Origin of the sequence: Streptomyces sp. NPDC050448, from assembly GCF_040655295.1 — a bacterium.
Taxonomy (GTDB): domain Bacteria; phylum Actinomycetota; class Actinomycetes; order Streptomycetales; family Streptomycetaceae; genus Streptomyces.
The window spans coordinates 77125-94634 of sequence record NZ_JBFAJR010000006.1 but is presented as its reverse complement, the minus strand read 5'-3'; the positions used below and the strand labels follow the sequence as shown (position 1 = coordinate 94634).

Annotated in this window: 21 protein-coding genes; 2 read left to right on the top strand and 19 right to left on the bottom strand. The window is 70.8% G+C overall.

The annotated features are described in order from the left end of the window. Positions 1-2 precede the first annotated feature (2 nt). From AB0I68_RS10330 to AB0I68_RS10240, 19 genes are all read right to left on the bottom strand, one after another. Entirely contained in the window at positions 3-2555 is a 2553-nt protein-coding gene (locus AB0I68_RS10330) for a heavy metal translocating P-type ATPase (protein WP_363176803.1), read from the bottom strand. Then, positions 2536-2829, bottom strand: coding sequence for a hypothetical protein (locus AB0I68_RS10325; RefSeq protein ID WP_363176802.1), 294 nt, complete (start codon positions 2827-2829; stop codon positions 2536-2538). Before AB0I68_RS10325 ends, AB0I68_RS10330 begins: the two co-directional genes overlap by 20 nt. Then, positions 2829-3908, bottom strand: a complete 1080-nt coding sequence (locus AB0I68_RS10320; RefSeq protein ID WP_363176801.1) for a cytochrome b N-terminal domain-containing protein — start codon at positions 3906-3908, stop codon at positions 2829-2831. Before AB0I68_RS10320 ends, AB0I68_RS10325 begins: the two co-directional genes overlap by 1 nt. After that, the gene (locus AB0I68_RS10315) at positions 3905-4378 is read right to left on the bottom strand and encodes a hypothetical protein (protein ID WP_363176800.1); all 474 of its coding nucleotides are present in this window, start codon (positions 4376-4378) and stop codon (positions 3905-3907) included. Before AB0I68_RS10315 ends, AB0I68_RS10320 begins: the two co-directional genes overlap by 4 nt. 376 nt (positions 4379-4754) lie before the next feature. Beyond that, the gene (locus AB0I68_RS10310) at positions 4755-5234 is read right to left on the bottom strand and encodes a general stress protein (RefSeq protein ID WP_363176799.1); all 480 of its coding nucleotides are present in this window, start codon (positions 5232-5234) and stop codon (positions 4755-4757) included. 144 nt (positions 5235-5378) lie between these two features. Then, the gene (locus tag AB0I68_RS10305) at positions 5379-6020 is read right to left on the bottom strand and encodes a DUF305 domain-containing protein (protein ID WP_363176798.1); all 642 of its coding nucleotides are present in this window, start codon (positions 6018-6020) and stop codon (positions 5379-5381) included. A gap of 86 nt (positions 6021-6106) precedes the next feature. Then, the gene (locus AB0I68_RS10300; protein ID WP_363176797.1) at positions 6107-6463 is read right to left on the bottom strand and encodes a DUF6153 family protein; all 357 of its coding nucleotides are present in this window, start codon (positions 6461-6463) and stop codon (positions 6107-6109) included. A gap of 109 nt (positions 6464-6572) precedes the next feature. Then, positions 6573-6983: a cupredoxin domain-containing protein gene (locus AB0I68_RS10295; RefSeq protein WP_363176796.1), complete on the bottom strand. Its 411-nt coding sequence runs from the start codon at positions 6981-6983 to the stop codon at positions 6573-6575. 167 nt (positions 6984-7150) lie between these two features. Continuing rightward, positions 7151-8650, bottom strand: a complete 1500-nt coding sequence (locus AB0I68_RS10290) for an ABC transporter permease (RefSeq protein ID WP_363176795.1) — start codon at positions 8648-8650, stop codon at positions 7151-7153. Further along, positions 8647-9324: an ABC transporter ATP-binding protein gene (locus tag AB0I68_RS10285; protein WP_363176794.1), complete on the bottom strand. Its 678-nt coding sequence runs from the start codon at positions 9322-9324 to the stop codon at positions 8647-8649. Before AB0I68_RS10285 ends, AB0I68_RS10290 begins: the two co-directional genes overlap by 4 nt. A gap of 36 nt (positions 9325-9360) precedes the next feature. Continuing rightward, positions 9361-9939 carry a hypothetical protein gene (locus tag AB0I68_RS10280; RefSeq protein WP_363176793.1) on the bottom strand — a complete coding sequence of 193 codons (579 nt, stop codon included), beginning with the start codon at positions 9937-9939 and terminating at the stop codon, positions 9361-9363. Between the two features lie 28 nt (positions 9940-9967). Beyond that, complete coding sequence (gene htpX / locus AB0I68_RS10275; protein ID WP_363176952.1) at positions 9968-10894, bottom strand: zinc metalloprotease HtpX; 927 nt, start codon at positions 10892-10894, stop codon at positions 9968-9970. Between the two features lie 5 nt (positions 10895-10899). Further along, a complete protein-coding gene (locus AB0I68_RS10270; RefSeq protein ID WP_363176792.1) occupies positions 10900-11178 on the bottom strand; it encodes a hypothetical protein in 279 nt (92 codons plus the stop codon). After that, complete coding sequence (locus tag AB0I68_RS10265) at positions 11175-11951, bottom strand: PspA/IM30 family protein (protein WP_363176791.1); 777 nt, start codon at positions 11949-11951, stop codon at positions 11175-11177. Before AB0I68_RS10265 ends, AB0I68_RS10270 begins: the two co-directional genes overlap by 4 nt. 175 nt (positions 11952-12126) lie before the next feature. After that, entirely contained in the window at positions 12127-12444 is a 318-nt protein-coding gene (locus tag AB0I68_RS10260; protein ID WP_363176790.1) for a hypothetical protein, read from the bottom strand. 2 nt (positions 12445-12446) lie between these two features. After that, a complete protein-coding gene (locus AB0I68_RS10255; RefSeq protein ID WP_363176789.1) occupies positions 12447-12578 on the bottom strand; it encodes a hypothetical protein in 132 nt (43 codons plus the stop codon). Continuing rightward, positions 12578-13306 (bottom strand): isoprenylcysteine carboxylmethyltransferase family protein, encoded by a 729-nt coding sequence (locus AB0I68_RS10250; protein WP_363176788.1) that lies wholly within the window; start codon positions 13304-13306, stop codon positions 12578-12580. Before AB0I68_RS10250 ends, AB0I68_RS10255 begins: the two co-directional genes overlap by 1 nt. A 284-nt stretch (positions 13307-13590) precedes the next feature. Beyond that, the gene (locus tag AB0I68_RS10245; RefSeq protein WP_363176787.1) at positions 13591-13824 is read right to left on the bottom strand and encodes a DUF2933 domain-containing protein; all 234 of its coding nucleotides are present in this window, start codon (positions 13822-13824) and stop codon (positions 13591-13593) included. A 27-nt stretch (positions 13825-13851) separates the two neighbouring features. After that, positions 13852-14115: an SHOCT domain-containing protein gene (locus AB0I68_RS10240; protein ID WP_363176786.1), complete on the bottom strand. Its 264-nt coding sequence runs from the start codon at positions 14113-14115 to the stop codon at positions 13852-13854. Positions 14116-14316: 201 nt separating this feature from the next. On the opposite strand from AB0I68_RS10240, the gene AB0I68_RS10235 reads away from it, so the two are divergent. Then, on the top strand, positions 14317-17097 hold the full coding sequence (locus AB0I68_RS10235) for a heavy metal translocating P-type ATPase (RefSeq protein WP_363176785.1): 2781 nt from the start codon (positions 14317-14319) through the stop codon (positions 17095-17097). Beyond that, positions 17094-17429 (top strand): metal-sensitive transcriptional regulator, encoded by a 336-nt coding sequence (locus tag AB0I68_RS10230; protein WP_363176784.1) that lies wholly within the window; start codon positions 17094-17096, stop codon positions 17427-17429. The genes AB0I68_RS10235 and AB0I68_RS10230 overlap by 4 nt, the downstream gene beginning before the upstream one ends. The last annotated feature ends 81 nt before the right edge of the window (positions 17430-17510 follow it).

Sequence of the window (17510 nt, the reverse complement as noted above, 5' to 3'; positions counted from 1 at the left end):
GGTCAGACGCCGGGGTGGCCGCCGGCATGGCCTTCGCCGGTGCCGGGGATCGCGGGGGTGCCTGGCGGTGGTTGGGAGGGGGATGCTGCTGCGCGTGGCAGACGGAGGCGTTTGAGGGCGAGGGCGTTGACGGCGACGATGATGCTGGAGCCGGACATGGACAGCGCGGCGATCTCCGGGCGGAGCACCAGGCCGAAGGCGGGCTCGAAGACGCCGGCGGCGATCGGCAGCGCGATGGCGTTGTAGCCGATGGCCCAGCCGAGGTTCTGACGCATCTTGCGCAGGGTGCCCCGGCCGATGCGCAGGGCGGTGGGCACGTCGAGGGGGTCGGAGCGCATCAGGACGAGGTCGGCCGTCTCGATGGCGACGTCGGTGCCGGCGCCGATGGCGATGCCGAGGTCGGCCTGGGCAAGTGCCGGGGCGTCGTTGACGCCGTCGCCGACCATGGCGATCTTGCGCCCGCCGCGCTGGAGTTCGGCGATCTTGGCGGCCTTGTCGCCGGGGAGGACTTCGGCGATGACGGTGTCGATGCCGAGGCGCTCGGCGATCCGTTGGGCGGTTGCCTGGTTGTCGCCGGTGAGCATGACGACTTCGACGCCGAGGGCGTGCAGTTCGGCCACTGCGGCGGCTGAGGTTTCCCTGGGTGCGTCGGCGATGCCGATCAGGCCCGCCGCCCGGCCGTCGATGGAGGCGATGACGACGGTGCGGCCGGTGGCGGCCAGTTCCTCGCGTCGGGCAGCCAGTGGGCCGAGGTAGACGCCTTCGCGTTCGGCCAGGCGTCGGTTGCCGACCGCGACGCGGTGGCCGTCGACGACGGCGGTCGCGCCGTGACCGGGGACGTTCTCGAAGTGCCGGGCGCTGGCAGCCTGAACGGAGCGTGCCTGGGCGTGGCGGACGACAGCTTCGGCCAGCGGGTGCTCGGACTCGCGCTCGACCGCCGCGACCAGCCGCAGCAGATCGGCCTCGTCGGTTCCCGGGGCGGTGATCACGTCGGTGACTTCCGGTTCGCCCTTGGTCAGGGTGCCGGTCTTGTCCATGACGACGGTGCGGATGCCGGCGGATGCCTCCAGGGCGATGGCGTTCTTGAACAGCACGCCGCGCTTCGCGCCGAGGCCGGTGCCCACCATGATCGCGGTGGGGGTCGCCAGGCCCAGGGCGTCCGGGCAGGTGATGACCACGACGGTGATCGCGAACAGCATCGCGGTGCCCAGCGAGCGGTCGGTGGCCAGCAGCCAGACGGCCAGCGTCGCGGCTCCGCCGAGCAGGGCGACGAAGACCAGCCAGAGCGCCGCCCGGTCCGCGAGCCGCTGGCCGGGGGCCTTGGAGTTCTGGGCTTCCTGGACGAGTTTGACGATCTGGGCCAGCGCCGTGTCGGCGCCGACCTTGGTGGCGCGTACGCGGAGTGTGCCGTTGGCGTTGATGGTCGCGCCGACGACCTGCGAGCCGGGGGCTTTGTGGACCGGCAGGCTCTCGCCGGTGACCATCGACTCGTCGACGTCGCTCTCGCCCTCCTCCACGGTTCCGTCGACAGCGATCTTGGCTCCGGGGCGGACCAACAGCAGGTCGCCGGCCACGACCTCGGCGGTGGGCACCTCTACCGACTCGCCGTCGCGCACGACGAGTGCCTTGGGCGGGGCGAGGTCGAGCAGGGTACGGATCGCGTCGTTGGCGCCGCCGCGGGCGCGCATCTCGAACCAGTGGCCGAGCAGGACGAAGGAGGCCAGGACGGTGGCGGCTTCGTAGAAGACGTCGCCGCCGCCGGTGAGGGTGACGATCAAGGAGTACAGCCAGCCGGAGCCGACGGCGACCGCGACCAGCACCATCATGTCCAGGGTCCGGGCACGCAGGGCGCGTACGGCGCCGTCGAAGAAGATCGAGCACGAGTAGAAGATCACCGGCAGGCTCAGCAGCAGCGCCCACACATCCTGACGGAGCCCGAACGGTACGGGGACGTGCCAGCCGAAGACGTCCTCGCCGATCGGGGACCAGACCACGATCGGGATGGAGAACAGCAGCGCCACCAGGAAGCGGTTGCGCATGTCGGCGACCATGGCCGCCATCGACATCTCGCCGTGCCCGCCGTGACCCATGGCCTCGTGCGGCGTGGGCATCCCCTCCGGCGCGGCCGGGGCCTTGGCGTGTTCCGCGTGTGCTGGGGGCTCGTGCAGTACGGCGGCAGCGCCCGCGCCGTGGGCGTGCTCGTGCCCGGTGTGCCCGCCGGGCAGCTTGTCGGCGGGCGGGTCGGGTTCGGCCATCGGGTCACAGACATGGGCGGGCACGGACTGGCCGGCGCAGTGGTAGCCGCATTCGGTCACCCAGCCGCGCAGCTCGGCCAGCGAGGTACGGCGCGGGTCGAAGACGACCGTGGCCGACTGCGCGACCGGGTTGACCTCGACGTCCAGCACACCGGGGCGCCGCCCCAGCACGGCGGAGACCGTGCTCTGCTGCGACGCCCACACCAGGCCGCGTACGTCCAGTACGGCGGTGCTGCGCTCCTTGCGCGGGCGGGCCGGGGGATGCGCATGGTGGCCGTGTTCATCTGCGGAGCCAGGCATGGTCATCCCTCCCTTCCGCGTTCGTGTCCGTCGGCTGGGAGCCTGCTGTGCGCCGCCCTTTCGGGAGGCGGGGCGGGCCGGCGAGCACGGCCAGGATCCGCGCCGCCTGGACGGCGGACGCGGCCAGCAGCAAGGCGCTGGCGAGTACGAGCGGCCCGGTGCCGGGGCCGGGGGCCGAGCGGAGCCCCTGATACAGCACGCCTGCTGCGAGGACTGCGGTGGTGGTGAGCGCCCAGAACCAGCGTCGCGCACGTCGCAGGGCTGCGGCGGTCATCAGTGGCCCTTGGGGTTGGCGATCCAGACCTGGATCGTGATCGCGGCGAGCGCGAGCAGCAGCACGAGGGCGGCGGCGAGGGCGAGTTTGCGTTCGCGCCAGTGCCGCTTGGGACCGCGGTCGAGGAACGGCACGAGGAAGATCAGTCCGAAGACGCCCGCGATGACGTAGGCGATGGAGGCGACGCCGAACCATTGCTCCATCGGGAAGAACCACCAGAACATCCACAGCGGGCGGGTGACTTCGATCCCGTCGACCGGGGTCGGGCCGACCACGGGAGGCACCAGCACGCCGAGGACCGACAGCAGGCCCAGCAGTACCAGCCCGAACGCGGCGACCCGCTTCAGGTGTGCGGTGAACGGCTCAGGTGACTCGACCTCGGGCAGCTCGATCTCGGGATGGGAGGAGATCTTGTGCCGCTTGACCAGGAGCGCGTGCCACACGAACAGCAGCAGGACCAGACCGGGGATGATCACCGCGTGTGCGCTGTAGAGACGCAGCAGGATGGGCACCCGGTCGGTCAGCTCCTCGGTGAACCAGATGCCTGCCCCGCCGAGCAGTTCGGCCACGTCCAGGTTGTGGATCAGGGCCTCGTATCCTTCCTGGTCCCACTTCAGGACGGTGCCGGTGAACACGGCGAGGAAGGTGAGGAGGAACATCGCGGCGCCGACGATCCAGTTGCCCTCGCGCGGCTTCTTGTAGGAGGCGTGGAAGAACACCCGCAGCAGGTGCAGCAGCGCCGTGACGAACATGGCCTGCGCCGCCCAGTAGTGCAAGGCCCGGGCGAAACCGCCAAGCCACACGTCGGTCACCAGGTCACGCACCGACTGGTTCGCGTCCTCCGGGATCGGAGAGTAGAACTGCGCGATGTAGATCCCGGTGGCCAGCAGGATCACGAACGCCACGGCGGTGATGCCGCCCAGGCTCCAGGCCAGGTTGTTGGCGTGCTCGGGCACCGGATACGTCAGTGCCTTGATGCCCATACGTTCGTCGATCGCGTCGACGGCGCGATGGAACCGGCCGCGGTGGGCCGTCCCCGCCGGGTTCGCGGGGTCTGGTGGGGTCGGGTCGGCGGTCATCGTTGTCCGCCCTCCTTCTTGGTGGAGCGGCGCTCGAGTTCCCGGATGCTGTGAGGGGGGCGCAGCCGTACCGACAGCCATAGCCCGAGCGCGACCGCGACCAGGGCCAGCGCGAGAAGGGCCGCGTCCCCGGCATCAGCGATGCCCCGTGCGGGCCGGAACTCATCCAGCACCACGCTCGTCCCGGTCTCGGTGCCCGTCGCGAACCGCCCGGGCTGCGGCGCGGAGGGCAGCTTGCCGCCCAGCGACTTCAAAAGTAGTGCGCGGGCCTCCCCAAGGGTGGCCTCGTCCTGGCCCGGACGCTCAACTGCTTCAAGGGCCCGGCTCACCAGGCCCAGGTCGGCACTCTCCTTGCGCGGCGCTTCCAGGGCGTCTTCGATCCGTTCGGCCACGCGTGCCTGGCCGGCGTCGTTCGCGATCAGGGCGATGGCCTGCTCGACCAGCACCGGCGCCTGATCGCTCTCCTCCATGTCCGCCCGGGGCGACGCCGGGCAGCGTGAGGAAGAGCAGAGCAACCGCCACGCCGGCGAGCCCGGCAAGACGCCGGGCGGGGACGAGGGAACCTGTCTGCTGCCGTACGTTTGCCCTCCGGGCGGACGAATCCTTGCGCATGACGATCGCCTTTCGTGGCGTCAGGGACACAGCCGCCGCTTGACCAGCACGAGCCGAGTCTGGGTGATACGCAGAGGGTTCCCAGTCACAGACCCGCCGAGCTGCGGACTGTTCACCCAGGCGAGCACGCCTCCGCACGGACACCGACATGGCGCACGGCTGTTCGATGCCGGAGGACCCTGCCCTGTTTGTTCCCCGCCGCTGCCCGGCCGCAGCACGGCGGTTAGTCCTGGGTTAGTCCTCGCGCCAGCCGAGTTTGATGAGCAGGTTCTTGGCCTCCTCGGCGACCTCCGCGTCGGCGACCACGTCGTAGCGGGCGGCCACGATCTGGCTGCGGGAGGCGAAGTCGCGGTGGCCACCGCCGAGCGAATGGCCGGCGAAACCGAAGACCGCGCCGAACGCCGCGCCGTACAGGAGCCCGCTCGCGATCAGCACCAGGACGTGGTGGCTGCCGGCGGCGAACAGCGAAAGCAGCAGCCCGATCAGCAGCCCGAACCAGGCGCCGCTGCCTGCGCCGGCCAGGGTGGCCCGGCCGCGGGTGAGACGGCCAAGGACCGTCTCAACCATGCGCAGGTCGCTGCCGATGATCGCGGCGCGCTCCACCGGGTACTTGCTGTCGGACAGGAAGTCGACCGCGCGCTGGGCACCGGCGTAGGTCGGGTACGAGCCGACAACAGGGCGGTCCACCGCCGCGGTCGGAGGCTGCTCGGTCATCGAAGAAACTCCCTCCGCTCGCAGGTGGCTGGCCCCGCCGCCTTTGTCTCTTTTGGCCGCCGGGACCTGGGCACGGATTGCCCGGGCGGGCGCACGCGGCCGGCTGGGGTGGGGCGACACGGCGCCGCCCCACTCCCCAGGGGGTCAGCTCTTGCCCAGCATCGTCTTCATCTGGGCGATCTCGGCGGTCTGGGCGGTGATGATGTCGTCGGCGAGCGTCTTGGCGGGACCGTAGGCGCCTTCGGCCTTCTCGGTCTTGGCCATCTCGATGGCGCCCTCGTGGTGCTCGATCATCATGGTCAGGAACATGGTGTCGAAGGCCGTGCCGGAGGCGCCACGCAGCATGTCCATGCGCTGGTTGTCCATCATGCCGGGCATGCCGGAGCCGTCGTGGTCCCCACCGTCCATGCCGTCCATGCCTGTGGGGACCTTCTCGCCCCAGGCTTTCAGCCAGGCGGACATGGTGGCGATCTCCGGGTCCTGCGCCTTCTTGATCTTCACGGCGAGGGCCTTCACCTCGCCGGAGGCGCCATTGGTCTGGACCATCTCGGACATGAGGATGGCCTGGCGGTGGTGCGGGATCATGCCCTGGGCGAAGGCGACGTCGGCCTGGTTGTGCTCGCCTGCGGGGACGGTGGCCGGGGCGGAGGCGGTGGCGGGCGGTGGGGCGCTGGTCGCGCCGCTGTTGCTGTTGTTTCCGCAGGCGGCCAGTGTGAGTGCGGCGACCGCCGCTGCGGCGGTGGCCAGAGCGGCACGGCGGCGAAGGCGGGAGGGGGTTGTGTTCATGGTTCACAGCTCCTGGACGTGGGGGGATCGGGGAATGCCGGTGCGCGGCGGCGAGCCCAGCGGGCCCCGCACCGCGGGGGCGTTTCCTAGATCCGCAGGAGCTGGAGCTGGGCGGGTGTAGGCGGGGCGCGCCCGCCGGACGGCTCGTACGACACCGACAGAGGAGTCGATGCTGTCGTGTCGATGCCGCCCGGGGCGCAGGTGGTCAGTGTGGGGACGAACACGGCGCCGGCAACGGCTCCCGACGCGCACATCTGGTCGGCGTGGCCGGCGTGCCGGTCGGTGCTGCCGTCATCGTCGTGACACGCGCATGGCTGCGTGGCTGCCGCCGTCACCGTCTGGTGCGCCGAATGCGGCGAAGCAGCGCCCGCTGGCAGGGGGCCGGCAGAGCCCAGGCCGTGCATGGCCACCAGCCCGGTCAGTACGGCGATAACCAGCAGCATCGTGAGCCGCAGTACCGGCTGCGGCGACGCGCTCGGCTCGCCTCGCTCACGGATTCAGCGTAGGCGCGGTCGGCAGGTGGCGCGCGGGCGTGGAGCCCTGGTCGTGGTGTCAGGTCACGGTGAGGGTGCCTTTCATGTTCGGGTGGATGGTGCACAGGTAGGCGTAGCTGCCGGGCGTGGACGGCGCGGTGAAGGTGGCCGTCGCACCGGCCCTGATGGTGCCGGTGTCGAACGCCTTGTCCCCGGTGGCGGTCACGGTGTGTGAGGCCGAGTCCCGGTTGACGACGGTGATCTTCGCTCCGGGGCGCACCTGAAGATCGGCCGGGCTGAAGGTGAAGTTCTCGATCACGATGCGCACCGCGCCGGGTACGGCACTGGGCGATGTGGTGGGGGCGGCGCTGGTGGAGGCGGGGGCTGTGCCGTAGCCGTTGCCGTCGTTCGAGCAGCCGGTCAGGGCGAGCAGCAGGCAGGCTGCCCCCGCCAGGGCGGTGCGGCCCCGCCGCGGAGAGGTGAGTGACATGCGGGGCGGCCTTTCGGGCGTGGGCTGCTTGCTCTGGGTGCGGTTGGTGATCAGCCGCGCACTCAGGGTCGCTGACCAGGGTGGCGCCCGCCAGGGCAGTACCGCCATCCGCCGCATCGGCTCGCCTGAAAGCCGCCATGGGGCTGTGCGTCATGCGGGTGCGGGTGTCACCGGGCCGCGGTGGCAGTGCGGCGGAACATGACGGCCGCTGCGGTGGTGAGGGCAGCCAGCCAGCCGAGGCCGAGGAGCAGGGCGCCCGTTTCGTCGAAGGTGGGGGTGATGGCGGTGTCGATGAGGACGCGGCCGGGGCCGTAGCCGGGCAGGGCGTGGGCCCAGGCCGGGGGTTGGGGATGCAGCATCGGACTCTGTTCGATGCCGAGGTCGAGGAAAGGCACCAGGAAGGCGATGAGGACCCCGCCGACGCGGCCGAACAGCGGGCCGATCAGGACGCCGATGAGCCCGTACGTGAGGGCGATGAGGATGCTGGCCGCGATGTAGAGGCCCCATTGGCGGGCGTCGAAGACGGTCGCGGTGATCGCGAGGGAGGCGGCGGTCGCGAGCACCGCCAGCAGGGTGACGACGGCCAGGCGGGAGACGAGCAGGCTGCCGGGGCGGAAGCCTGCCAATGCCAGGCGCTGGTCGGCGGAGCGGGCGTCCAGGACGGTGAACAGCCCGGCGAGTGTGGCCAGGGAGGCGATGGCGATGGGGGCCATGGTGCCGCCGTGGACGTCGGGGAGCCAGACCTGCTGGGAGAGGGCCTGGCCGTTTTCGCGGACGCTCAGGGACGTGGACTCCTCGGGGGTGGTGGCCACGGCAAGGAGGACGAAGACCACAGGAACGGTGACGAGCAGAACCCACAGCACATGGTTGCGCCCGGTTTCCCGCAGGCCCATGCGTACTCCTGCCGCGATCTGGTCGGCGGCGGAGCCGGGTCTGGTGCGGCGGCGTGAGTGGGCGATGCGGCTGCTGGCGGTGATCACCGTCCAGCCGGTCACGGTCGCGGCGAGGACCCAGGCCAGGGCCCAGCCGAGGTCGCCGATCCGGCCGGCGTGGTGGGAGGGCAGGTCGATCATCCACAGGGTGACGAAGTGGGTCGGCAGGATGCGGGTCACCGGCCGGTCGGCCGCGCCGATCGCGGGTCCGAAGAACACGTCCAGGATCCATACGAACAGCACCAGGACGGTGCCGTTGACCGGGTTCGCGACCAGGACACCGATCACGGCGCCGATGGCCAGGTAGATCACCGCGAACATCAGTGTCCCAGCCGCCACACGTCCCGGATGGCTGATGCCGGTGCGCAGTTGAAGGGCCACCAGGGCTGCGGCGGCGGCCAGCAGCGCGAGGGCGAGCCCGGTGGCCATACGGGCGGCGACCAGCCGGTGGGGTGCGAGCCCGGCCAGGACCAGGCGGCGGTCGGCGGCCCGGGCCGCTCGCATCTGGAAGTACATGGCGACGGCGGCGATGAAGGCGGCGGCCCATCCGGCGGTGGCGGTCTGCACCGCCGGCCCTCCGGGGCCGCCGAGCAACTCGGCCGCATCCGCCATGGGGCCTGCGGCCACCACCACGAACACCACCGGCACCAGGACGAGGGTGAGCAGGTTGACCGGGGTGCGGGCCGCTTCAGTCAGGAACCGGCGGGCGAAGGGCAGAGCCGTCGGAGCCGTCATCGCGGGACCGTCCGTCCGTCCCGAAGCTCCACGATCCGGTCGAAACGTTCCTGGTCGGTCACGAAGTGACTGATGATCAGCACCGACCGTCCCGCATGACGCCGCTTCGCCACCAGGTCCCAGAACTTGAGGTAGGTGTCGAAGTCGAAGCCGGCGTACGGCTCGTCGAGCAGCAGCACCTCGGGGTCGGCCAGCAGCGCCAGGCCCAGGTTCAGCTTGGCCAGGGTCCCGCCGGAGAGCTGGTCCGTGCGCGTGGTGGCGTAGCGTTCGAAGCCGAGCGCCGCGTAGATCTCCCTGCGTGAGCGTCGCTCCGCCTCCTGGGACAGGCCGCCGGCGTGGCCGAACAGCTCGAAGTGCTCGTCGCAGGTGAGGCGTTCGTAGACGACCGGTTCCTGCGGACAGTATCCCAGCCGCCCGCCGAACTGCACGGTGCCGGCGTCGGCGGCCAGGGCCCCGACCAGGATCTTCATCAGGGTGCTCTTGCCCGAGCCGTTCTCGCCGACCAGGCCCACCACCTCACCCGGGGCCAGCCTCAGGTCCACGCCGCGCAGCACGGGCGCCCGGCGGCGGGCCGGCCACACGCCGCGCCGGTACGCCTTCTCGATCCCGGCCGCCGTCAGCAACGCACGGTCGGCGTGCGGCCCGTCCTCGGGGCGGGCACCGGTTTCTGGCACGTGGTCACCTCTCCGGATCGGGCGGGCCAGCCCCTGTCACAGGGCGGGAGCGCCCCACAGCGGGAACCAGCGGGTCAGGTCCTGCTCGATGCGCAGGTCGTCCTTGAGTACGGCTTTGACCTGGAGTTCCAGCGGGTTATCGCGTTTGTCTCCGGGCAGCGGCGCGAAGGGGTAGAAGGTGCCGCGCTTGTAGAGGTAGACCAGGGCGAGGGGGCGCAACTCGGCGTCATGGAAGGTGACCAGGGAGCAGAGCAGTTGAGGGCCGAAGCCGCTGTCCTGCAGGGCGGTGTTCACCGCGTGTAGGTCGCCCACGAGGGCGGGCAGATCATCCGGGTCGCGGCGGGAGAGAAGCCATGAGTATCCGTAGGAGTCGCGGCTGAACTCCACCGGCGCGCCACCGCGTTCGCTGTCCGCGTCGAGGAGGTCGCGCACCTCCCGCTGGATCTGGGCGAAGGCTCCGCCCTCGATGGCGGCGAAGCACACCGAGCCCGCTCCGGTCGGGGTGAAGCCGATGGCGGCCTGGAGGGTGATCGCCGCCGAGGGCAGGCCGAAGAGCTGGTCCAGGTCGGGCCTGACCGGCTTGGACCGGCCGAACAGGACGTCCAGGAATCCCATGGACACCAGCTCCTTTTTGGTTGTCCGGTCAGGTCCCGGCACGCGGTTCGCCGCCTGCCTCGCCCAGCTGCGCGGAGATCTCCGCGAGCGCCTCGATGCGGCGTTCCAGGGTGGGGTGGGTGGAGAACATGTTCGCCACCGCGGTACCGGGCCCGAGGGCAGGGGTGAAGAAGAACGCGTTGAACGCCTGGGCCGTGCGCAGATCCCGGGTGGGAATGCGGGCGATGTCGCCGCTGACCTTGGTCAGCGCCGACGCGAGTACGGACGGCTTCCCGGTCAGCATGGCCGCGGCCCGGTCGGCGGCCAGCTCCCGGTAGCGGGACAGCGCCCGGATGAGCAGGAAGCTGACCGCGTAGACCACGGCGGAGACCACCATGACGGCCATGAAGACGACGGCGGTGTTCTGGTCGCGCTGGTCGCGTCCGCCGAACAGCTGGGAGTAGAAGGCGAAGCGGACGACGAGCCCCGCGATCACGCCAAGGAACGAGGCGATCGTGATCACGGCCACGTCGCGGTGCGCGACGTGGGAGAGCTCGTGGGCCAGGACGCCTTCGAGCTCCTCCGTCTCCAGGCGACGCAGCAGCCCGGTGGTCACGCAGACCACGGCGTGGTCTGCGTTGCGGCCGGTGGCGAACGCGTTGGGCAGGTCCATCTCGGAGATGGCCACCCGCGGTTTTGGCATGTCGGCGGTGGCGCACAGCCGGTCGATGACCCCGTGCAGCTGTGGCTGTTCCTCGGGTGTGACGAGGCGGCCGTGCATGGCGTACAGGGCGATCCGGTCGGAGTACCAGTACTGGGCGCCCAGCATGGCTGCGGCGATGACGACGACCAGGACGACGGACTTGAGCAGCGCGATGAGCGCGGCGATGAACGCCACGTACAGCAGACCGAGCAGGAACATCGTGACCACCATGCGGGCGGTCAGCTGCCGGTCGGGTTCAAAACGGCTGCGCATCATCATCACCCTGGGATCAGGCCCTCGTCGGAGAGCAGCTCGCGCACTTGGGCGAGGCTGGTTGCCTCGTCGGGAAGCACCAGGTCGGATGGGGTGATCCGCTCGTCCGGGAGCTGTGTGCCGAGGCTGCGCACCGCGTCCAGCAGGGCTGACAGGGCGGAGGTGAAAGCTGCTTCGTCGCCCGTGTCGGCGGCCGTCTGCAGGGCGGAGTCCAGTTCGTTGAGGTGGTCGAGGTGCCCTTCGGTAATCTCGTACTGGCCCTCACCGAGAACCCGCATGATCATGACGTCGCCTCCTGGTCCGGCGGTGCCTGCCTGGTCCCACCCGCTTCGACAGCCGGCGCAGTCGCGGACGCCGGGAGCCGGGCCTTCATCCGGGCAAGCTCGAGTTCCACGTCGCTGCCGGCGGTGACGCGCTCCAGTTCAGCCTGGATGTCGTCACGTCCGGCCGGCAGGGTCGCGTCGTCCAGCGCGCCGGAGGCGATCAGCTCGTCCAGCGCACCGGCGCGTGCCTGCAACTGCTCGGTCTTGTCCTGGGCCCGCTGCATGGCCAGGCCCACATCGCCCATCTCCTCGCCGATGCCGGTCACGGCCTCGGTGATACGGGTCTGCGCCTCGGCCGCGGTATAGCTCGCCTTGATCGTCTCCTTGCGGGTGCGGAACGCGTCCACCTTCGCCTCCAGGCGCTGCGCGGCCAGGGTGAGCTTCTCCTCCTGCTCCTTCAGGGATGCCTGCTGGCCCTCGAGATCGGTGATCTGCGAGGCCACGGCCGTACGGCGGGTGAGCGCCTCGCGGGCCAGATCCTCACGCCCCACAGCGAGCGCCTGCTCCGCCTGTCCCTGCAGCTTGCCCTCGGACTGCCGCAACTGGTTCACCTGCAGCTCGACCCGCTTACGGCTGGTCGCCACATCGGCCACCCCGCGCCGCACCCGTTGCAGCATCTCCCGCTGCTGTTCGTAGGAGTAGTCCAGGACCTCGCGCGGATCCTCGGCCTTGTCCAGCGCCTTGTTCGCCTTGATCCGGAACAGGGTTGCGATGCGTTGGGTGATGCTGGTCATGGCGACCGCCTTCCTCTCAGTATCGGCGTCGGACCGGAGCGATCGGCCAAGAAGTACCGCATCCAGCGGCGACACCGGCCCCGCCGCAGGTCACCGCCGGAAACGCGTCTCTTCCATTGTCCGGGCGCTTTCCCCTCCCGGCAGTTTGATCGTGTTCCGTGCGGGCTGTGGCTCGTCATGGCCCGCTCCCCGCCTGGGTCGCCGCGTGCGGGCTGGGAATGTCGCGCAAGGTGTCGCCGACGGCATAGGCCAGGGCGGCGGCGATGGCGTCGGCGCCCCACAGGCCCCAGGCAGCTGCGGGCGCGTCGGCGACGAGCAGGGCGGGAACGGGCAGCACGCCCGCAGCCACGAGGGCGGGGGTGGTGCGGTGGAGGGTGCGGGCCAGGAGCGAGGCGTCCCGACGGTGGCTCCGGGCGAGAAGGATCGAGCACGCCGCGATGGTCAGAACCTGGACGGTGATCAGGATCCAGACCAGGACAAGGGCGGCAGCCATATCTATCGCCTCCTGTCGGGGCCGCGGGGCCGGCGGTGGCGCTCCGCGCGGGCGAGCACGAGGATCACCAGCACGATCCCGGCGAGCACGCCGGCCACGATCGCCGCCTGGACGAGGACGGGGAGTCCGGTCATCAGCTCCTCCCGGGGGCGGAGGGACGGGAGGCCGCCTCGGGCGGCGGCCCTGGCTCGTGTCCGGCCGGGGTGTCATTGCCCGGCGACGCGGGGCTGCCGGGCCGGTGGGGCCGCCGTGGCCAGAAGCGGGGGGTGCGCGCGGCGTAGGCGGTCCACTGCTCACCGAACCGGGCCGCGACCTCGCGTTCCTCGCTGCGGGCCAGGCGTGCGTACACGTAGACCAGGACCGGGAACATGATCAGGGTGGGGAGGGTGGGCCACTGCAGCAGGAATCCGATCATGATGAGCAGGAAGCCGTCGTACTGCGGGTGGCGCACCCAGGCGTAGAGGCCGGTGGTGGCGAGCCTGTCGTGCTGGGCGGCGTCGTGCAGGATCTTCCAGGCGGCGGCGATGAGCCAGAAGCCGACGCCGATGGCGACGTAGCTGGCGAGGTGGAAGGGGCTCAGGTGCGGATCGCCCGACCAGCCGGTCAGGTCGTTCCACAGGTGCCCGCCGGCGTGGGTGTCCTTGAGGAGCGGGAACTGGTTGCCGAGCCAGCTGCCCAGCAGGTAGACGGTCAGCGGGGTGCCGTACATCTCGGTGAACAGCGCCACCAGGAACGCGCTGTAGGCGCCCATCGCCCGCCAGTCCCGTTTCGATTTCGGGTGGAAGAAGCTGGCGGCGAAGACGATGAACAGCAGCGTGTTGAGCACCACCAGCGGCCACAAGCCGTATGCGGCGTCAGACATCACGTCCTCCTCGCGGTAGCGTCCGCTGTCCGCGGGCCAGGCCACTCATGCGCCGCTGGTAGGCAGCCGCATCGATCTGGTCGTGCGTTCGCAGGCCCACACACCAGCGTTCGGCGGCCTCCAGAGCGGCACGGCGGCCCCTCAGTCGGGCCAAAGGGGGCCAGCGGCTCTCGCGGGGTGTGACCAGGCGACCGATGCTGTAGGCCAGGGCCCCGAGAATCAGAGCGCCGATCAAGATTGCGATCAAGGCTTGCATGCCGCGTCACCTGACCTCGCCGCTGGTTTCAGCGGAAGGGCTTGTGGTCGTGGGGGTCGCGGTCCTTGGGCGCGTCATCGTGACCGTGGCCGTGCATGTCGTCGCCGTGCATGCCGCGCATCATGAAGAACATCATCAGCGGGCAGACGGCAACGATGGCGAGGATGGCGAGGGTGCCCACGGGCACGCCGAGCGCCAGCGCGCCGACCAGGGCGATGGCGATCGCGATCGCGTAGAGGCCGTAGTTCCTGTTGTTCTTCATGGCCGGTCCTCCTCCTTGGGAGGGGCATCAGGGTTTGGCGGGGCCGGAGGAGCGCAGGGCGGCCAGGCGCCGCTGGTAGTCCTCTTCGTCGATGTCGCCGCGGGCGAAGCGTTCGGCGAGCAACTGCTCGGCCGAGGGACGGGCGGAGACGTGCGTGTGCTCGGGGGCGCGGTTCAACGCCCGGAAGAGCAGGACGGCAACAGTGATGATCAGGGCCCAGAAGAGGATCATGCTGGCAGACATGGCGAACCAGCCCCAGCCGCTGACGTCGTGGTCGAACCAGAACATCATCGTGTTTCCCTTCCCCGGATTCGGGGGCTGCGGGCGCGGGGCCCGCGGTCCGGCCAGTGACTCCTGCTACCAATGTCGCCCCGCCAGGCCGTATGCGCAGGGGCCACCCGGTCCCCTGTATCGGGACCGTTCAGCCCCTACCTGGTTGGGGTAGCCAGGGGCGAGGCTGGAGGGGAGCGACCTTGCAGGGAGGCCATCGCCATGGGTGTTGCCGATGTAGTCGTGGTGGTTTCCGCGGCCGTGCTCATCGCCGGCCTGGTGTGGTTCTTCTTCGGTCCGCGCCGGGCCCGTGCCGCGCATCTGGAGGGCGGGGTGCAGCGGGTCGATGTGATGGTGCGGGGCGGCTACAGCCCCGATGTCATCCGGGTCCGCCAGGGGATTCCGGTGGAGCTGGTCTTCGACCGGCAGGAGAGTGGCGAGTGCACCAACCGGGTCGTCTTCCCCGGCCTGCGCGTCAGCGCCGGGCTGCCGGCCTTCACCCGAACCACCGTGCGCGTCAGCCCGGATCAGGCCGGATCCTTCGGGTTCGCCTGCGGAATGAACATGATCCACGGCACGCTGCTGGTCGAACCCGCGGATGGTTCCGACACCACGGAAGTCACCCCGGACGGAGACGGTGAGGAAACGGGTGCCGCCGCCACCGAAGCGGAACATACGAGCGGCCTGGAGACCGGGGCCGAGGCAGAGGCGGCGGAGGCCGCTGAGCGGCGGGCGGAGATCACGGACCTGACGCGCCGGGTCGCCGTCGGCGCCGTGCTCACCGCCCCGGTGCTCTTCGCAGTCATGGCCCATGAGCTGTTCGGCGCCGGCTGGGTGCCCGAGTGGATGCTGGGCCATTGGCTGCAACTGGCCCTGATCACGCCGGTGATGCTCTACACCGGCTGGCCCATCCACTCGACCGGCTGGCTCACCTTGCGCCACCGCGGCGCGGACATGAACTCCCTCATCACGCTGGGCACCACGGCCGCGTACGGATACAGCCTGATCGTCACGCTCGCCCCTTCCCTGCTGCCCGAGGACGTACGCGAGGTGTACTTCGAGGCGGTCGGGGTGATCCTCACCCTGATCCTGCTCGGCCGCCTGCTGGAGGCACGCGCCAAGGCCGGCACCGGCGAGGCCATCCGCGCACTGCTGGGCCTGCAGGCCCGCACGGCCCGGGTGATCCGCGACGGCACCGAGACCGAGATCCCGGTGGAGGACGTGGCGGTCGGTGACGAGGTGGTGATCCGGCCCGGGGAGAAGATCCCGGTCGACTCCGAGGTGCTGTCGGGGTCCTCTGCGGTGGACGAGTCGATGGTGACCGGCGAGCCGATGCCGGTCACCAAACGGGCCGGGGACACGGTGATCGGCGCGACCGTCAACGGCACCGGCTCCCTGCGGGTACGCGCGAGCAAGGTCGGCGCCGACACCATGCTCGCGCAGATCATCCGCCTGGTGCGGCAGGCCCAGGCGTCCAAGGCCCCCATCCAGCGGCTCGCCGACGCGGTATCCGCCTACTTCGTGCCCGCCGTCATCGCCATCGCCATCGCCGCCTTCGCGCTCTGGTACACCCTTGGACCCGCCCCGGCTCTGACGCTCGCCCTGGTCTCCGCGGTCGCGGTGCTGATCATCGCCTGCCCCTGCGCCCTGGGCCTTGCCACCCCGCTGTCGGTCATGGTCGGCACGGGGAAGGGCGCTCAGGCGGGCATCTTGATCCGTTCCGCGGAGGCGCTGGAGACCGCGCACAAGCTCGACACCGTCGTCCTGGACAAGACCGGCACCGTCACCGCGGGCAAGCCGGTCCTCACCGACGTACATCCTGCCGACGGATTCGGGGACAGCGAACTGCTGGCCCTGGTCGCGGCGGCCGAGGCGGACAGCGAGCACCCGCTCGCCGGCGCGATCGTCACCGGAGCCCGCCGGCGCGGTCTCACCCTGCCTGCGGCGAGGGGCTTCGACTCCGCCACCGGCAAGGGGGTACGGGCCACCGTGGACGGCCACGCCGTGCTGGTCGGCACCGCCCGGCTGCTCGGCGACGCTGGCATCGACACCAGCGCCCTCACCCCGGTCGCGGCCGAGATGTCCGCCCAGGGCAAGACCCCCGTCCTCGCCGCCGTCGACGGCCGGTCGGCCGGTGTCCTCGCCGTCGCCGACACCGTCAAGGACGACTCCGCCCAGGCCATCGCCGCCCTGCAGCGGCTCGGTATCGACGTGGTCATGATCACCGGTGACAACGCCCGCACTGCCGCCGCAATCGCCGCCCAGGTCGGCGTGGACCGGGTCCTGGCCGAGGTGCTGCCCGAGCACAAGGCGGACGAGATCCGCCGCCTTCAGGGGGAGGGCCGCACCGTGGGCATGGTCGGCGACGGCATCAACGACGCCCCCGCCCTCGCCGCCGCTGACGTCGGCCTCGCGATCGGCACCGGTACCGACGTCGCGATCGAAGCGGCCGACATCACCCTCATCTCCGGCTCCCTGACCGGCGTCGTCACCGCCGTCCGCCTCTCCCGCGCCACCATGCGCAACATCCGGCAGAACCTGTTCTTCGCCCTCGTCTACAACGCCGTCGGCGTCCCCCTCGCGGCCGGAGCCCTTTACCCCGTCTGGGGCATCCGCCTGAGCCCGATCATCGCCGCCGCCGCGATGGCCCTGTCCTCCCTGTCGGTGGTCACCAACGCATCCCGCCTGCGCCGCTGGCACGCGACGCCACTGCCGGCGGCCACGGTGAAGCCCGTCGAGCCCCGGGTCGAATCGGCTGCCGACCGACAACCGCACCACCAGCCCGGGGGCGGGGAAGACCATGCGCAGGGCACCGAGGCGGTCACGGTGGACCCGGTGTGCGGCATGCGCGTGGACCCGGCTGCCGCCGCCGAACGGCGCGACACCCCCGGCGGCAGCTACTTCTTCTGCTCTGCGCACTGCGCGGCAGCCTTCGACGCCGACCCGGTCCGCTACCGCACTACAACGGCGGAGGGGGCACACGAAGGAGGTGAGATCAGATGACCACCTTCCCCGGCCACGCAGACGCTCCGGACCCGGCACCGGGCGCGGCCCGGCACGGCTACGCCGACCATAAGGGCGACCACCTCGCCCGCTTGCACAAGGTCGAGGGCCAGGTTCGCGGGATCACCCGCATGGTCAACGACGACCGCTACTGCATCGACGTCCTCACCCAGATCAGCGCCGTCAACCGAGCCCTCCAGGAAGTCGCGCTCGGCCTACTCGACGACCACGCGCGGCACTGCGTCACCGACGCCGCACGCTCGGATCCGGAAGCGGCCGAGGCCAAGCTCGACGAACTCGCCCTCGCCCTGCGCCGCACGCTGCGCCTGTGACCGCCTCCCCGACCCACGGCCAGGAAAACCCCGTGGGGGTATATTGAGCGCGGCGAGCTCCCACCCACGGGGCTCGGAGAG

What these genes read in the sequence shown, in the direction of transcription:
- AB0I68_RS10295 (WP_363176796.1), bottom strand. Translation starts at nt 6,983, where the DNA reads ATGTCACTCACCTCTCCGCGGCGGGGCCGCACCGCCCTGGCGGGGGCA.
- AB0I68_RS10255 (WP_363176789.1), bottom strand. Translation starts at nt 12,578, where the DNA reads ATGACCGGACTCCCCGTCCTCGTCCAGGCGGCGATCGTGGCCGGCGTG.
- AB0I68_RS10270 (WP_363176792.1), bottom strand. Translation starts at nt 11,178, where the DNA reads ATGATCATGCGGGTTCTCGGTGAGGGCCAGTACGAGATTACCGAAGGG.
- AB0I68_RS10315 (WP_363176800.1), bottom strand. Translation starts at nt 4,378, where the DNA reads ATGGAGGAGAGCGATCAGGCGCCGGTGCTGGTCGAGCAGGCCATCGCC.
- AB0I68_RS10290 (WP_363176795.1), bottom strand. Translation starts at nt 8,650, where the DNA reads ATGACGGCTCCGACGGCTCTGCCCTTCGCCCGCCGGTTCCTGACTGAA.
- AB0I68_RS10235 (WP_363176785.1), top strand. Translation starts at nt 14,317, where the DNA reads ATGGGTGTTGCCGATGTAGTCGTGGTGGTTTCCGCGGCCGTGCTCATC.
- AB0I68_RS10305 (WP_363176798.1), bottom strand. Translation starts at nt 6,020, where the DNA reads ATGAACACAACCCCCTCCCGCCTTCGCCGCCGTGCCGCTCTGGCCACC.
- AB0I68_RS10245 (WP_363176787.1), bottom strand. Translation starts at nt 13,824, where the DNA reads ATGAAGAACAACAGGAACTACGGCCTCTACGCGATCGCGATCGCCATC.
- AB0I68_RS10230 (WP_363176784.1), top strand. Translation starts at nt 17,094, where the DNA reads ATGACCACCTTCCCCGGCCACGCAGACGCTCCGGACCCGGCACCGGGC.
- AB0I68_RS10240 (WP_363176786.1), bottom strand. Translation starts at nt 14,115, where the DNA reads ATGATGTTCTGGTTCGACCACGACGTCAGCGGCTGGGGCTGGTTCGCC.
- AB0I68_RS10300 (WP_363176797.1), bottom strand. Translation starts at nt 6,463, where the DNA reads ATGCTGCTGGTTATCGCCGTACTGACCGGGCTGGTGGCCATGCACGGC.
- htpX (WP_363176952.1), bottom strand. Translation starts at nt 10,894, where the DNA reads ATGCGCAGCCGTTTTGAACCCGACCGGCAGCTGACCGCCCGCATGGTG.
- AB0I68_RS10265 (WP_363176791.1), bottom strand. Translation starts at nt 11,951, where the DNA reads ATGACCAGCATCACCCAACGCATCGCAACCCTGTTCCGGATCAAGGCG.
- AB0I68_RS10330 (WP_363176803.1), bottom strand. Translation starts at nt 2,555, where the DNA reads ATGCCTGGCTCCGCAGATGAACACGGCCACCATGCGCATCCCCCGGCC.
- AB0I68_RS10260 (WP_363176790.1), bottom strand. Translation starts at nt 12,444, where the DNA reads ATGGCTGCCGCCCTTGTCCTGGTCTGGATCCTGATCACCGTCCAGGTT.
- AB0I68_RS10280 (WP_363176793.1), bottom strand. Translation starts at nt 9,939, where the DNA reads ATGGGATTCCTGGACGTCCTGTTCGGCCGGTCCAAGCCGGTCAGGCCC.
- AB0I68_RS10325 (WP_363176802.1), bottom strand. Translation starts at nt 2,829, where the DNA reads ATGACCGCCGCAGCCCTGCGACGTGCGCGACGCTGGTTCTGGGCGCTC.
- AB0I68_RS10310 (WP_363176799.1), bottom strand. Translation starts at nt 5,234, where the DNA reads ATGACCGAGCAGCCTCCGACCGCGGCGGTGGACCGCCCTGTTGTCGGC.
- AB0I68_RS10320 (WP_363176801.1), bottom strand. Translation starts at nt 3,908, where the DNA reads ATGACCGCCGACCCGACCCCACCAGACCCCGCGAACCCGGCGGGGACG.
- AB0I68_RS10250 (WP_363176788.1), bottom strand. Translation starts at nt 13,306, where the DNA reads ATGTCTGACGCCGCATACGGCTTGTGGCCGCTGGTGGTGCTCAACACG.